10 protein-coding genes and 1 tRNA gene are annotated in these 13,132 nt (G+C 34.5%); 10 read left to right on the top strand and 1 reads right to left on the bottom strand.

Annotation, left to right across the window (positions count from 1 at the left end):
* The first annotated feature begins 100 nt into the window (after positions 1 to 100).
* From ACEL90_RS02805 to dapA, 6 genes are all read left to right on the top strand, one after another.
* A complete protein-coding gene (locus tag ACEL90_RS02805; protein ID WP_423349236.1) occupies positions 101 to 1,540 on the top strand; it encodes a hypothetical protein in 1,440 nt (479 codons plus the stop codon).
* 4 nt (positions 1,541 to 1,544) lie between these two features.
* Positions 1,545 to 2,153 carry a hypothetical protein gene (locus ACEL90_RS02800; protein WP_015589194.1) on the top strand — a complete coding sequence of 203 codons (609 nt, stop codon included), beginning with the start codon at positions 1,545 to 1,547 and terminating at the stop codon, positions 2,151 to 2,153.
* Between the two features lie 4 nt (positions 2,154 to 2,157).
* Complete coding sequence (locus ACEL90_RS02795; protein ID WP_264724007.1) at positions 2,158 to 2,973, top strand: hypothetical protein; 816 nt, start codon at positions 2,158 to 2,160, stop codon at positions 2,971 to 2,973.
* Between the two features lie 13 nt (positions 2,974 to 2,986).
* Positions 2,987 to 3,060, top strand: a tRNA-Arg gene (locus ACEL90_RS02790).
* Between the two features lie 67 nt (positions 3,061 to 3,127).
* Positions 3,128 to 3,610: a single-stranded DNA-binding protein gene (gene ssb, locus ACEL90_RS02785; RefSeq protein WP_423349235.1), complete on the top strand. Its 483-nt coding sequence runs from the start codon at positions 3,128 to 3,130 to the stop codon at positions 3,608 to 3,610.
* A gap of 9 nt (positions 3,611 to 3,619) precedes the next feature.
* The gene (gene dapA / locus ACEL90_RS02780; protein ID WP_423349234.1) at positions 3,620 to 4,501 is read left to right on the top strand and encodes a 4-hydroxy-tetrahydrodipicolinate synthase; all 882 of its coding nucleotides are present in this window, start codon (positions 3,620 to 3,622) and stop codon (positions 4,499 to 4,501) included.
* A 38-nt stretch (positions 4,502 to 4,539) separates the two neighbouring features.
* Here dapA and ligA read toward each other — a convergent pair whose 3' ends face one another.
* Positions 4,540 to 6,528 carry an NAD-dependent DNA ligase LigA gene (gene ligA / locus ACEL90_RS02775; RefSeq protein WP_423349233.1) on the bottom strand — a complete coding sequence of 663 codons (1,989 nt, stop codon included), beginning with the start codon at positions 6,526 to 6,528 and terminating at the stop codon, positions 4,540 to 4,542.
* Between the two features lie 214 nt (positions 6,529 to 6,742).
* Here ligA and gltX point away from each other — a divergent pair, with 214 nt between their 5' ends.
* From gltX to rpsR, 4 genes are all read left to right on the top strand, one after another.
* Positions 6,743 to 8,065 (top strand): glutamate--tRNA ligase, encoded by a 1,323-nt coding sequence (gene gltX, locus ACEL90_RS02770; protein ID WP_423349232.1) that lies wholly within the window; start codon positions 6,743 to 6,745, stop codon positions 8,063 to 8,065.
* Positions 8,066 to 8,705: 640 nt separating this feature from the next.
* A complete protein-coding gene (gene dnaE / locus ACEL90_RS02765) occupies positions 8,706 to 12,035 on the top strand; it encodes a DNA polymerase III subunit alpha (protein WP_423349285.1) in 3,330 nt (1,109 codons plus the stop codon).
* 48 nt (positions 12,036 to 12,083) lie between these two features.
* Positions 12,084 to 12,857, top strand: coding sequence for a 30S ribosomal protein S6 (locus ACEL90_RS02760; protein ID WP_423349231.1), 774 nt, complete (start codon positions 12,084 to 12,086; stop codon positions 12,855 to 12,857).
* On the top strand, positions 12,857 to 13,132 hold the full coding sequence (gene rpsR, locus ACEL90_RS02755; protein WP_007548890.1) for a 30S ribosomal protein S18: 276 nt from the start codon (positions 12,857 to 12,859) through the stop codon (positions 13,130 to 13,132). Before ACEL90_RS02760 ends, rpsR begins: the two co-directional genes overlap by 1 nt.

The following is a 13,132-nucleotide window of genomic DNA, read 5'->3' as shown; positions in this document are numbered from 1 at the left end:
TAATGTTGCTGCGAAAATTTATAACAACATTTCCCTCTAACGTTTAATGAATTTCAATAAATTGCCTTTTTAATTCTAGATAAGTATATGCTTTGTTAATATGTTTAGTTCAAAATCCAAAAGTAAGTTTATGCTTTCTATTGGAGAAGAAGGCATAATGTTACTATATTTTAAAAATAATACTTTAAATAAAAGGTATTTTGTTAAGGGCAAAAACGATAAAGCAGTTTCCGATTTAATTTCATGTCTTTCGTCAGATAAAAAAGCACCTTTATACCTGGTGCTTAATCATGCAGATCAAAATTACTCGCTACAGTTTATTACAAGGGCAAACAAGATTAGTGCCTATCTATCAGCAAAAACAAAGATGGAGCATTTTTCTCGTAATAATGACATAAGTTCAGTTTTTTTGGTTGAGAAGCCAAACAAATTCAATCAAAACTGGTGCTATCTTCTTGTTTCATCAAAAGCAAAGCATTTAGTAGAATATTGGTTGAATGTGTTTATTGAGATAGGCTCCAACTTTAAGGGAATATTAATGTTTCCTATAGAAATAAGTAATACAACAAAAAAGATTCTACATAAAGATCCTAATAATTGGAAAATTATAGTTGCTGCAACTAAAACGGGAGGCTATAGACAAGTGGTTCTTAAAGAGAATAAAATGGTATTTACGCGCTTAACATCATTTACTAATGATAATTTACCAGGAATTATCGCTGGTGGAATATATCAGGAAGTGCAAGATACTATTCGATCCTTAACTAAGTTTGGGTTTGAAAAAAATAACCCTATCGACCTTTGTATCATAGTGTCAGAAGATATCAAAGCTAGTTTATCAGTCATAAATTTTTCAGAGAACAGTGTGAACATATTAACTCCATATGAGTTAGGCAAACTATTAGGAGCAGAACTAGCTATAAGTGAAAAAGATAACTTTTGCGATACCATAATTTTGTTTCATAGCTTTAAGAATAAATTAGCAGCTATTTTTAATACAAAGGAAACTAAAGAATTTTATCTATTCAATTACCTTTATTTAAACTCTCCTCGAATTTTTCTATACTTCGCCCTGGTTTTAGTTATAACAAACACCCTTTGTTTGCTAAATTTGTATTCAAATTTCAATGTCGCTGATAATTTATCAGCAAAGCAGAACACCTTAAATAACCAATTAACAAAACTTAGCCAAAGCTATAATGTAAAAAAAATAGATGAAATTTATGATTTTATTAATATCAATAATATTTTATCAAAAATAGAATACTCTCCTCTTACACAAGTTAAGTATGTAGAAAAGTTAAAAATACCAGGTATAGAGCTTCGATCATTTGAATGGAATTATAATGAGGCAAAAAGTTATATTACCACAACTTTAAAGTTTAATTTTCAATCCGGTAAAAATATTTCTCATCAATACGAGAAACTACGAAAAAATTTAAACGATAATTTTCGTACCTATGACATTAATATTTCTAGCTTACCTGCTGCTAAAGAGCAAAATCTATCTATTGATGTTGAAATAGGAGAGGCAATGTAGATTAATGACTATCTCTCAATTAAAAAGAAAAGCTACAATTCAGTTTATATCGTATTTGTTATTATCTGTTGGATTAATAGGGTTATTAACATATGTTGTTATCTATAACGAAAAGATTTATAATAAAAACCAAATTGCGATTGATAAAATACGTTCTATTAATTTACAGATTACTGGAATTCAAAAAAAGGAAGTTGTTCTAAATAAAAACCTAGATTTATGGAAAAAAATTTCTTCTTCAAATTTACATAGTAGCAGATACATTGCAAATTTAAATTTCGAGCTTAGCAAGTTATATAAAAAGCACTATATATTAGAACCTGAAATATCAATTTCTATACCCGAAGAAGTTGAGCTCCACAACAAAAGTGAACGCACAAAAGTAATAAAAAGTGAAGTGGTCCTAAATTTAAGCTCAATCAGCGATAAGCATATTTTTTTATTTCTACAGTCTATTCCAAATCTGCCCGGTTATGTTATGATCAAATCTCTTATTTTAAATAAGCAGAGAAATATTGATGCTGCAACTATGAATCAGATTTTGAATGGTAATATGATAGAGATAGTGAGAGCTAATATAGTCTTTGATTGGTATACTATATTAAGTAGATAAGGTGATGAACATAAAGCTGTTTTTTATTTTTACGCTACTCATTTCCAATGTTAATGCATATTGCAGTTGTGAAGATATCATAGAAAGCATAGAAATTTGTAAGGAGTATTCTTGCCGACAATATATTGGCAATGAAGATTTTATTGAGCATAAAATATTAGGATTAAATAGTGGAAATTTATGCGTATATATAGAAAAACAAGGTAATGATGAAATGGTTTGTCATCATTCTCAGTATGGAATGATGATAGAAAAAAGATATTTTGAAAGTATTCTTAAAGTTGGCAATCAAGAAATCGACGATTTTATTGATATAGCAAATTTGCGTGCAAAAGAGTGTTTCTTTATCAACAATCAAAAACTAAGCTATACAGATCGGGACGATATAATAAGAGAAGCAGTGGAAAGTGACTTTGACGTTTTGTCACAATATAGTAACGTAAAAAGCATTTTTTTTGATGAAGAGCCAGTTAATAGAATGGTCAATGAAATGGAAAAGTTCAATTTACGATCTTCAAGAGCTGCAAAAGAGGAGGTATCAGATAATTTCAACTGTAAGGTAGTGAGTTTAGACTCAATTTTATATCTTTCTCCCGATACATGGAAAATATGGGTAAATGGAAAACTGTTTATAAATACCAAGGATTTAAAAGTGCACTCAGTCAATGAAAATTATGTAACTTTTGTATGGACCGTAGATCAAAAAGCAATAAAAAAGCATGCGAATGATTCTCAAAATGTATATTTTGGATATGGGAGTATTATGTTTACGCTTTATCCAAAACAAAAATTTGACTTGGATGGCTTGTCTATTAAATAACTTAAATATATATGCGCTTGTAGCTCAGTTGGATAGAGCGTTGCCCTCCGGAGGCAAAGGCCGTGGGTTCGAATCCCTCCAAGCGCACTTTTAATTAAATTTGACAATAGTATTTTCACATAAGATAATGAAAGGGTTTATTTAGAGCATAATTATGTCTGGTGGTACCATAAACAAAGTCATACTAGTTGGTAATTTAGGAAAAGATCCTGAAATTAGGACTACACAAAATGGAAAAGAAATGGCAAGTTTTTCAATAGCCACGTCTGAAAGTTGGATTGACAAACTTTCCGGTATGCGCTCTGAAAAGACAGAGTGGCATAATATCGTAATTTTTAGTGAAGGATTAGTAAAAATCGTCAAAGATTTTGCACGCAAAAGCAGTAAAGTTTATGTTGAAGGTTCTTTGAGAACTAGAAAATGGACTGACCAAAACGGTGGTGAAAGATACACAACAGAGGTAGTTCTATATAATTTTAATAGCGCTCTTACTCTCTTGGATTCACGAAATAGTGCGCCAAATCCTGATTACAAGCCAAGTGAATACAAACAAGGTGAAACAGGACAAAAAGATAAACACGAAAGTTTTGACAACGATATAAAAGATGAACTACTCGATGATGAAATACCATTTTAACAATTTAAATTGAAATCTACATTTTTATGGACTGCTTGTATTACTCCTTTTAATTGCAATGGAGATAGCATAGATTATAGCAGTTTGCAGCGTTTACTGACAATGCAAGTTAAAGCTGAAAATGGTGTAGTGTTGCTGGGTAGCACCGGTGAAAGCCTATCGCTTACTGATTCTGAAAAACGCGAGTTAGTTGAATTTGTATGTGAGCTAAAATTAAATACAAAAATTATAATTGGCGTACCAGGAGTGAATCTATATCAGACTCTTGAATGGCTTGATTTTTGCAAGGGTATGCCTATTCATGGCTATCTAATGACAACTCCCATTTATGCAAAGCCCGGAATTATGGGGCAGACTTTATGGTTTGAAAAGCTGCTTGAGAAAGCACATATGCCGGCTATGTTTTACAATATTCCATCGAGAGCAGGAGTGAGTCTTCATGCTGAAACTGTACGCAACTTATCCAGTCACGAAAAATTTTGGGCTATCAAAGATTCAAGTGGCACTGTTGATACTTTAACTCAGTATAAGAAAGTTGCACCAAATATTGAGGTCTTTTGCGGAGATGATAATATGATATCTGATATGGCCGCTTATGGTGCGGCTGGCCTGGTTTCCGTTGCTGCCAATGTTTGGCCACGCATAGCGCATGAATACGTTAAGAAGTGCCTCAATGGCAGGAACCCTCAGGCAGATATCTGGCAAAAGGCTTGCGAAGCGTTATTTACTGCCAGCAACCCAACACCCACTAAAGCACTTTTGCATGATATTGGTCTTATAGAACATCAAACTGTCCGCTTACCGCTCAGCACAGAAGACTTGCCTTCTGTTGAAAAATTGAGGCAAGTCAATAAAATGATTCTTGGATGGAAAGAATTGGCTACTCTCTAAATAGTCTTGCAACTTTGATTTAATATACAATCCAAGTTTCATTTGAACACTCCCAAACTTATCACTTTATGCCACTGGTCTTCATCTAAAATTTCTACACCTAATTCCACTGCCTTTTTATATTTGGATCCTGGTTTTTCTCCTGCAATTAGGTAGTCAGTTTTAGCAGAAAGATGTGAGCTGACCTTTACTCCTAGAGTTTTGGCTCTTACTTTTGCCTCTCCTCTACTCATAGCAAGTAGCTTACCAGTAAACACTATAATTTTATTATTTAAAACAGAGTCACTAGAGTTGGAGCTCACAGAAAGAATTTGAAGACAAGCAGTAAGATCATTTAACATTTTGATGTTATATTCCTTAGAAAAAAATGATTCCAAAGATTCAGCTACTTTTTTTCCTATGCCGTCTATACCTACTAGCTCAGTATTATCTGATGACAGTTCAATCATCGAATTATACCAATTATCATAAGAAACATAATAATCTGCAAGCAATTCTGCTGCAACTTGGCCAATAAATCTAATACCTAAAGAAAATATAAACCTATCTAGAGTTATTACCCTTCTGCTTTGTATAGCATTTAATAAATGAGCTATTGATTTCTTGCCCCAACCAGACTGTTCTTCCAGATTAAATTCATCCAATCTTTCTTCTAAAGTAAAAATATCGGGAATTTGTTTTATCAGACCAAGGTCGTAAAAAAACTCTATCTGCTTATCACCAAGGCCAACAATGTCAAATGCATCTTTCGATACAAAATGCTTTAGTTTTTCTATTATTTGAGCTTTACAGGCAAATTCCTCAGGACATCTTACTGCAGCCTCTCCCTCAACCTGACGTACTTTACTACCACATTCAGGGCATACTTCAGGAAACACAAATTCAGGTGTATTTGGAAGACGAGAATCTCTGCTTACTTCAACGATCTGGGGAATTACATCCCCTGCCCTTTTGATTGTTACAATATCTCCCTCTCTTATGTCTTTACGTTTTATCTCATCTTGGTTATGCAGACTTGCTCTACTAACTAGCACCCCACCAATATTGACTGGCACTAAATCTGCAACTGGAGTTAAAACCCCTGTTCTGCCCACCTGTATAAATATCTTATTTAACTTTGTTTTTGCATAAACCGCAGAAAACTTGTATGCAAGTGCTGAGCGCGGTGCTTTGTGAGTATTCCCTAGACGATTTTGTAGTACCAAATCATTTACTTTATAGACTATTCCATCAATATCATAATCCAAGTTATAGCGACAGTTATAGACTTCATTATAGAACTTCAGCATTCCATCTAAACTACTCGTTAAGGACTGATGCTCATTTACGCAAAAACCAAGTGCCTCAAGCTTATTTAGTACCTCACTTTGACTTTTCTCTGCTCCACCAATCAAAGAATAAGCAAAATATCTAAGAGGTCTGCTTGCTGTAATGTTTGCATCCAATTGCTTTAGAGAACCAGCGGCTGCATTTCGAGGATTGGCAAATTCATCGTTTTCATTTAACTTTAAAAAGTCGCTGTTACTGATGTATATTTCACCTCTTACTTCTAGTCTTCCTTGCACACCTTGCAAAAACTTAGGAAAGCCTTTTATTGTTGCAACATTGTGAGTGACATCTTCCCCTACAAAACCATCACCTCGAGTTGCAGCTTTAACAAATCTTCCATCCTCATAAATTGCAGAAAACGACAACCCATCAATTTTTGGTTCACATAATATCTCTATTTTGTCCTCAATTAAAAACCTCTTTATTTTAGACAAAAATTTCTCTACACCTTGTTCATCATAAGCATTCTCAAGGGAAAGCATAGGTTCTTGATGTTCCACCTTAGAAAACCTCTCATCAGGTGGAGCACCAACACTATCTTGTGTTGCATAAATTTCTGGCTCTATTTCAGCTAACTTTTTCTTCAGTTCATCATATTCAGCATCACTTATTTCTGGCTTATTTTTTTGGTGATACAAAACATTATGATAATTTATTTGATCTTGCAGTTTTTCTCTCATCTTTTCTAAGTTAGTCATGATACCAATATAATGCTACATTAGCCTTTGTCGTCAAGCTGTGAATTTTCTTGAATTTATCATATGGTCTTAATCCATCAAATATCAAAGGTGCCACAATGCTATAGCCATACTTATTCTTCTCTCGCTCAATTGTATTAGCAGATCTCACTTGCTTTAGCCATATATTTATATAAAATTAAAATAAATTAGAGTAAACAATATTGCTGTTTAAATGCTAACAAGATTCGCTCCAAGCCCAACTGGCTACCTCCACGTAGGAAACGTACGAACTGCCTTGGTTTGTTGGATGTACACACGCAATCAAAATGGAAAATTTTTACTCCGTTTTGATGATACTGACCTTCAGCGTTCAGATGTCAAATATATAAATGATATCATACAAGATTTGAAATGGATTGGTATCAATTGGGATGCAAGTTTCAAGCAATCAGAGCGCTTTGAGCGTTACAATGAGGTGTTTTTGCAGTTAATAAAAGAAGGGCATATTTATGCATGCTATGAAACAAGAGAAGAGTTAGACATTAAACGAAAATTGCAGTTAAAACAAGGACTTCCCCCTGTATATGACAGAAGCGCGTTACTTCTAACTGAGCAAGAGAAAATTAGTTATGAGCAAGAAGGAAGAAGACCACATTTTAGATTTAAGTTGGATAGAAATGAGGTTGTTAAATGGAATGATGAAGTTAAAGGTGAAATAAATATTGCAACCAGTAGCATAAGTGACCCTGTGGTAAAAAGAGAAGATGGAATTTACACATACATGTTACCTTCTGTTATTGATGATGTTGACTTTAATGTAACCCATGTTGTACGCGGGGAAGATCATGTAACTAATACCGCAGTTCAGCTCCAAATGATTAAAGCATTAAAAGCGAAAATCCCTACATTTGCTCACCTTTCTCTGCTACATTTTGATGATAGCAAGATATCCAAGCGAGCCGGCGTGCTAGATATCAAATCTATAAAAGAAGATGAAATTGAACCGATGGCACTAGTTAGTTATTTAGTGAAGCTCGGAACATCCAATCCAATTGAAGCTTGTGCCTGTATGCAATCTTTGATTGATTCATTTAATATTAAAAAATTTAGCTCAGCATCTGTACAATTCAGCTTGAGTGAAATATATAAGCTAAATAGCAAAGTTCTGCAACAAATGCCATTTGAAATGTTGCAAGACCGTTTAAATCAAATTGGAGTGGACTCCTCAGAGTTTTGGTATTTTATAAGGAACAATATAGAAAGGTTTTCTGAGGTGGCCAAGTGGTGGAAAATATGCAAATCTGATATAGAGCCTGTGATTCTTGATAAGGAGCTTATAAAAATTGCGTTCAATGCATTGCCCCAAGGTGATTGTAATGAAAACACGTTGTCAGAATGGGTCAAAACTATTCGACAAACAGTGGATATAAAGGCAAAAAACCTATTTACGCAGTTGCGTTCAGCTTTAACAGGAACAGAAACAGGACCAGAGCTCGCTAAACTATTAATTTTTATCGGCAAAGAAAATATCATTGCAAGGTTAAAAGAAAAGTGAAAACTAAAGAATTATAGCTAATGCAATCCCTACGTCATACCGCCGCGGGATCTAGAGATACCGCTGCGGTATGACGGTTGTCGTTCAGCCACAAACATTAAGAAATTTACCAAGCGAAAAAAAGGCAAAAGAAGCCCCGTGGTTATTATCCGCTTTAAAATATTGGCGTTTTTTATGTTTTAAACGCTTGACAAGCAAGATTAAGCCGCTTTTAATTGCAACTAACCTACGCTGCAAATGTTTAAGAAATTTACTAAGCAGAAAAAAAAGACAAAGAATCCCCGAGTTAGCTAGTCTTTTACCATCTCTGTCGAGTATTGGCATTTTTTGATGTCTTGTAACGCTTTATAAGCGCGTTCAGCTTATTTAGATAAAAATCTAGATGTAGATGAAGTTTTGTAAAGACATACAGTATCTATATACTGCAAAAAATTGAACATAAGACGCCGATACATTAAGTAACCCTTACCTTTTAATCTGCAGATTGGCGAAAGCAAACACAATAGCTTCACTATCATGATAAGGGCGCTGGCGGAGTTTGTCAAGTAAGTTTTTGTATTTTATAGGCTTTTGTTCTCATGAAAATTATGTTCTCATGAGTAAATTAATGTTATCCTTTTTTGTTGATCTAAAGTTTTTTATGTTCATACACTTGCGTGTTCATAGTGTTTATTCGCTGCTTGAAAGCTCGGTTAAAATTGAGGAGCTGATCGGCCTTTGTTTGCGAAATAAAATGCCAGCGGTTGCAATTACTGATTCAGGTAATTTATTTGGTTCACTTGAGTTTGCAGAATATGCGGCAAGTAGGGGAATACAGCTAATAATAGGATGCAATATTATAGTTAAACATTCAGAACAAAATTTACCTATATTATTGCTTGCAAAAAATGAGCAAGGGTACACTAATTTAGTCACTTTGGTGAGTGAGTCTTTTAGAAAGCGCAAGAATAACAGCGATATTCCTTACGTTGATTTTGATGAGCTATTGAATTTAAGTACGGGTCTGATCGCTTTAACCGGTGGATGTTTGGCTCAACTATTGTTGGGGCAAGATAAAGAAACGGTTGAAAAACTGCTTTCAGCATTCAATGGTCATTTATATGTTGAATTGCAGCGTCATGGGCTGAGCAAGGAGCTAGAGCTTGAAGAAACTTTAATAGATTTTGCTTATCAGCGCAATATACCACTGGTTGCAACAAATGATGTATTCTTTACAAATAGATCTGACTATGAAGCTTATGATATATTAACGTGTATATCAGAGGGTAGTTATGCTCTCGAAAATAACAGGAAAAAGCTAACCACCGAGCATTATTTCAAATCTGTGGCAGAAATGGAGGAGCTGTTCAGCGACATTCCCGAAGCAATTCATAACACTTTAGTGATAGCTAAGCGGTGCTCTTACATGCCAAGAAGCAGGCAGCCTATTTTGCCTAAATTTCCTTGTCGAGAAAATAAAACTGAGAATGAAGAACTGAGGGAGCAGGCAGTTGCAGGATTAGAATTCCGTATTGCGAATGAGACAGACATAGACCTTAAACAATACTACGATCGGCTGAATTACGAACTGAGTGTGATAACTTCGATGAACTACGCTGGCTACTTTTTGATAGTTTCTGATTTCATTCGTTGGAGCAAAGCAAATGGCATTCCAGTTGGTCCAGGAAGAGGCTCTGGTGCAGGCTCAATTGTTGCTTGGGGCTTACAGATTACAGACCTTGATCCAATAAAGTTTGGCCTAATATTTGAAAGATTTTTGAATCCTGATCGTATATCGATGCCTGACTTTGATATCGATTTCTGCCAAGAGAAAAGGGACCTGGTTATTGATTATGTTCAGAAAAAGTACGGTTATGTTGCTCAAATAATCACTTTTGGAAAATTGCAGGCAAGGGCAGTATTGCGTGATGTTGGGAGGGTATTACAAATGCCTTACTCTCAAGTGGATAAAATATCTAAAATGGTTCCATTTAATCCAGTAAATCCTGTAACTTTATCGCAAGCGATAGAGTTTGATCAAAATCTGCAGAAAGAACGGGATAGTGATGAGGTAATTGCAAAGCTTCTTGATATATCTCTTAAGCTTGAAGGAATATATCGTCACGTTTCAACTCATGCTGCTGGAATTGTAATATGTGATCAAAAGTTGGAAAATTTTGTTCCTGTGTACTACGATCCAAATTCGGCTCTGCCAATCACTCAATACAGCATGAAATATGTGGAGAAAGCTGGGCTAATAAAATTTGATTTTCTTGGACTTGGTACGCTAACGCTAATAGATCATGTGTGTCGTTTAATTAATCGTGATAGACAAAAGATCGATATTTCTTCAGTTCCTTTAGATGACCAAAAAACCTATGAGATGCTCTCAAGCGGTGATTCAATTGGAGTGTTCCAGCTTGAAAGTTCGGGAATGAGAGAAGCTTTAATTAAACTAAAACCGGACTGCATTGAGGACATCATCGCTTTAATCTCCCTTTATCGTCCAGGACCTATGGATAACATTCCAACTTATGTTGCAAGAAAGCATGGACTTGAGAAGCCAGATTATATTCATCCGTTACTTGAGGAAGTATTAAAAGAGACATTTGGGGTAATAATTTACCAAGAACAAGTGATGGAAATAGCGCGTATTCTCTCTGGATATAGTCTCGCAGAAGCAGATTTGCTAAGACGTGCCATGGGTAAGAAAATTAAGGAAGAGATGGATAAACAACGTGAACTTTTTGTCCAAGGGGCAACAAAAAATGGCGTTGATTATGACAGGGCAAGTTATATCTTTGACCTTGTTGCAAAATTTGCTGGTTATGGGTTCAATAAATCTCATGCTGCAGCATATGCGGTTATATCTTATCAAACGGCTTACCTTAAAGCTAATTATCCATTAGAATTTTTTACAGCACTAATGAATCTGAATATTGATGATAGAGATAAACTGAATTTATTTTATCATGCAGCAAAGTTTAGTGGCGTTACCGTTCTTTCACCTGATATAAACAAGTCTCAAGCTGAATTCTCAATAGAGGATGAACGCATACGTTATGGTATTGCTGCCTTGAGGAATGTTGGTTTTTCTATAGCGGAAGGAATAGTGAACGTACGTTCAAGCGCTTGTAAGGACATATGGGAATTCATTCAAAATTCAGGTCATATAATAAATAAGAGAGCGCTAGAAAGCCTAATTAAATCCGGAGCATTCGATAGCGTGCATAAGAACAGAAAGCAGCTATATGAGTCAATGGACATGCTGATTTACTTTGCAAATAAAAACAAACAGGATAGAGAATCAAGTCAAGCTGCTTTGTTTGGTAGTCTTGATGTCCTCAAACCGAAACTTGAGAATGTGGAAGATTTTGATGAGGAGGAAAAATTAGAACATGAGTTATTTTCACTAGGATTTTATTTAACTAATCATCCACTTGAAAAATTTAGAACTCTTCTGGAAAAGTTAAATATTGGGTTTATCGGAGAAAATAGAACAGCAAAAACTGCTGGGGTAATATTAAATGCACGTATGAGAACTTCAGAGCGTGGAAGGTTTGTTATCCTTACACTTTCTGATCCCCATAACGTTTCTGAAATAGCATTCTATAATAATGAAATAATAGAAGAAAAAAGAGATTTATTTTCACCAGGAACATTTGTGATAATTGATCTTGAAGCTTCGGAAAATACGACAAGATTAGCAGGCAAGGATATATCTGAGTTTACAAAAAGAGTCACTTCTATAATAAAAGAATTAGTTCTCACCACTGAGTGCACGGATTCGCAAAAAGCCGCTATGGAATTAAACACAATATTGAAAGATGAAGGCAGAACCAAAATAATGCTAAAACTTCTTCTCGAAAAACATAAAGTGAGCATCTTATTACCAGGTGCATACTCAATTGCTCCTCAAGTTATTTATGAAATATCTAACTTAAGCTGGATTAAAGGCGTAGAAATTAATACAAATAACTTGCTTATATAAAAAAGCTTTATATAATGAAATGTTTAATCGGTATTAAAGGAAGATATAGTGAATCTTTATGAATTTACTTTTATAGCACAACAGGGATTGTTACAGCAAGAAGTAGAGGAGATGGTCCAAGAGCTAGCTGTTTCATTGAAAAATATTAAAGCAGATGTTATGTTCCAGCAAATCAGGGATATTCTGAAAAAAGGAAATGACAAGCTTACAACACAAGAGTTAGAAGTGCGTGCTGAAAACATTAAAGAAGGTCTAGTTGCTTACTCTGATTTCTTGGAAGATCTTACAAAAGTTTTATGGGTTGAATTGGAAGAAGATCTTTCAAATTTGAAAGAAGTGAAGTCAAAAATCGATAGAGAGTTGAAAGATGACCTAAAAGATTTAGGAATAATGCAAGATTTTACAAAATTTCTAGGAGGCAGTACTAAAAGTGCGTTTATCCATAACGCAGTAAATGCTTTGAAGAGAAATATCTCAGAACATCTAATAAAGATTTTTCAAGATATTTTGAAAGATTTTAGAATAAACGGTCCAACTCAATCGAGCAAAGCGTTGGAAATGCTTTTGAAAAACATTGAAGCATCAGGATTAATCAAGTATGAACATTGGGGTCTTTTGGATTTTGCATATCACAAAAATAAAATGAAGAGCGGTCATTATTGTATAATGTGCATAAGTTCTACTGCAAGCATTCTGGATGAATTTATGCGTAGAATGAAACTTAATGAGAACATTATTCGCCACTTTCCTGTGCAGGTTGATAAAATTTTTGAAGGTAAATCTCATATGATGAATAAACAAATTGAGGAGCAAAGCGCATAATGATGAAAAGACGAAATAGTTTTAATAATTCTTACGTATCTGTAAATAATAGGACTGGCTTTAGGCGTTCTAAAGTTTGCCCTCTTGCTGCGTCTAAAGATGAAGACATAGATTATAAGAATATAGATTTATTATCCAAGTTTACCTCTGACTATGGTAGGATATTACCTAGAAGATTAACAGGCGTATGTGCAAAAAAACAAAGGAAGTTACGCTTAGCGATTATAAGGGCACGTTTTTTAGCTCTTATTCCTTACTGTACTAAAAAAGTTTAG

Source organism: Wolbachia sp. wLmal, assembly GCF_049435495.1.
Lineage (GTDB): Bacteria > Pseudomonadota > Alphaproteobacteria > Rickettsiales > Anaplasmataceae > Wolbachia > Wolbachia pipientis.
Note: the sequence above shows the minus strand (reverse complement) of the source record. Positions and strands in the feature narration are given on the sequence as shown.

Bases quoted from the DNA above. Each gene is read 5' to 3' on its own strand.
- ligA (WP_423349233.1), bottom strand. From the start codon at position 6,528: ATGACTAACTTAGAAAAGATGAGAGAAAAACTGCAAGATCAAATAAAT.
- ACEL90_RS02795 (WP_264724007.1), top strand. From the start codon at position 2,158: ATGAACATAAAGCTGTTTTTTATTTTTACGCTACTCATTTCCAATGTT.
- ACEL90_RS02805 (WP_423349236.1), top strand. From the start codon at position 101: ATGTTTAGTTCAAAATCCAAAAGTAAGTTTATGCTTTCTATTGGAGAA.
- ssb (WP_423349235.1), top strand. From the start codon at position 3,128: ATGTCTGGTGGTACCATAAACAAAGTCATACTAGTTGGTAATTTAGGA.
- ACEL90_RS02800 (WP_015589194.1), top strand. From the start codon at position 1,545: ATGACTATCTCTCAATTAAAAAGAAAAGCTACAATTCAGTTTATATCG.
- rpsR (WP_007548890.1), top strand. From the start codon at position 12,857: ATGATGAAAAGACGAAATAGTTTTAATAATTCTTACGTATCTGTAAAT.
- dnaE (WP_423349285.1), top strand. From the start codon at position 8,706: ATGTTCATACACTTGCGTGTTCATAGTGTTTATTCGCTGCTTGAAAGC.
- gltX (WP_423349232.1), top strand. From the start codon at position 6,743: ATGCTAACAAGATTCGCTCCAAGCCCAACTGGCTACCTCCACGTAGGA.